Source organism: Hyphomonas sp. UBA3601 (genome assembly GCF_002375605.1).
Taxonomy (GTDB): domain Bacteria; phylum Pseudomonadota; class Alphaproteobacteria; order Caulobacterales; family Hyphomonadaceae; genus Hyphomonas.
Genome location: NZ_DFME01000133.1, coordinates 2,055 through 3,621 on the forward strand (window position 1 = coordinate 2,055; position 1,567 = coordinate 3,621).

3 protein-coding genes are annotated in these 1,567 nt (G+C 56.0%); 1 reads left to right on the plus strand and 2 read right to left on the minus strand.

The window, feature by feature from the left end; translation table 11 throughout:
* Positions 1 to 188 precede the first annotated feature (188 nt).
* Positions 189 to 719: a SixA phosphatase family protein gene (locus B4F73_RS15215; RefSeq protein WP_290483688.1), complete on the plus strand. Its 531-nt coding sequence runs from the start codon at positions 189 to 191 to the stop codon at positions 717 to 719.
* Between the two features lie 94 nt (positions 720 to 813).
* Here B4F73_RS15215 and B4F73_RS15220 read toward each other — a convergent pair whose 3' ends face one another.
* A complete protein-coding gene (locus B4F73_RS15220) occupies positions 814 to 1,119 on the minus strand; it encodes a UrcA family protein (protein WP_290483689.1) in 306 nt (101 codons plus the stop codon).
* 98 nt (positions 1,120 to 1,217) lie between these two features.
* A complete protein-coding gene (locus tag B4F73_RS15225) occupies positions 1,218 to 1,409 on the minus strand; it encodes a hypothetical protein (protein WP_290483690.1) in 192 nt (63 codons plus the stop codon).
* Positions 1,410 to 1,567 lie beyond the last annotated feature (158 nt).

Here is a 1,567-nt window from a genome sequence, read left to right on the forward strand (position 1 = left end):
ATGCGGCCTTCTGTTGTCTCGGCTTCAAAATCTGGGGCGACGTCGCCAATCAGAAGGCTCATATTACCATACTCCTGTCTCTTGATTTCTGACCAGAAAATGGTGCCTAAGAAGAAGCAATCCAATGCGCGGCACCTGAAGCTGTCGATAAGTTTTTCTAATGCCCGATCCGGGAAGAAGGAATTGGAATGAAGCGCCTGATCCTGATGCGACACGCCAAGACGGAGCCTTGGGGCGAAGGGGTAGACGATTTCAGCCGCGCTCTGACGGCAAGAGGCAAGGAGGACGCGCAGCGCATGGCCGAGGAACTGGTCGCGATGGGATGGTGTCCGGAGCGGATTTTGGTATCCAGCGCCCGCCGCGCCCGCGAAACCTGTTCTGAAGTTGCCAGGGTTGTGGAGGGCGAGAAAGTACGCCCGATGGAGTCTCTCTATTTGTCGGGTGTGCGCGGCTTGACCGAAGCTGTGCGGCATAATGATGGTGCCGGTACGCTCATGATCATCGGTCACAATCCGGGCCTGCATGACTTCTCGATGGAAATTCTTCGCGAAGCCGGAAGCCAGGACCATCAGGAATCGATCCGGTTAATCGAAAAATTCCCAACCAGTTGCTGTGCCTTGTTCGAGAGTGATGAGGATGAGGGGTTTGTGCCTGCCCATTTCCGACTTGCGCAGGTGCTGCGGGCAAAGGACTTCCGGGAAGCCGACGCGAATTCCTGACAAGAAAATGCCCTGCTGGTGAGAGCAGGGCAAGGATCCGGACCGGGCGGGCGTGTGTTTGGAGAGGCAGGAGGCCCGCCAGAGCCGAAGAAGATTAGTTGGATGCGTAGTGAACCTTGGTGAAGGTCGCGTCATCCACGAAGGCGACGACCTTTTTCATCATCGAGCGTTCGCACTTTTCGACCACATAGCCTTTCGCGAAGCGAAATGCGTCATGTTCGGCAGTGCAGCGCTGGTGAACATCCTGGCGGATGCGCTTGTATTCCGTGGTGGCGCCTTCAATGGTTTCCAGCTGAGTGCGGTTCAGGTCGACTTCCATCTGGAAGTCATCGGATGCGGCAAAGGCCGGTGCGGTGGCGATGGAAGCGGCAATGGCGATGGCTGTGATTGAGCGGATCATGGTGAAATTATCCTTCTTGGCTTGTGAGTGTGGGGGCGGGGGGAGGCCGGCGCCACGATCGGCAGGGGAACCGATTGTCGCGGCACCGGCTGGCGGGCTTAGTGTGCTTCGCGGCGGGCGAAGCGGCGGCGGCGGCGAACCAGAAGATTCTGACGATCCTCCGCTTTGACATCATTGGCCGGCCGGGTCCGGTGAGTTGCCTCTCCGGTCATGATGGAGAGGGCCATCACGTCATTCTTGGCGGGAGCGGCGATGTCGGTATGACGAGCGCGGGGGATCATGATTTTCAATTCCTTCTAGTTGTTTTTTGACTGTCCTTGGCGAGACCATCCCGCCGCCGACACAAACAATCTAGGTTGGAAATTATCGAAAATCAATAAGTTTTTATCGAAAAAAGATAAATACGAGCAATTTCAAGGCTCTGTTATTTGTTGAATATCGATATGGG

What these genes read in the sequence shown, in the direction of transcription:
- B4F73_RS15220 (WP_290483689.1), bottom strand. Translation starts at nt 1,119, where the DNA reads ATGATCCGCTCAATCACAGCCATCGCCATTGCCGCTTCCATCGCCACC.
- B4F73_RS15215 (WP_290483688.1), top strand. Translation starts at nt 189, where the DNA reads ATGAAGCGCCTGATCCTGATGCGACACGCCAAGACGGAGCCTTGGGGC.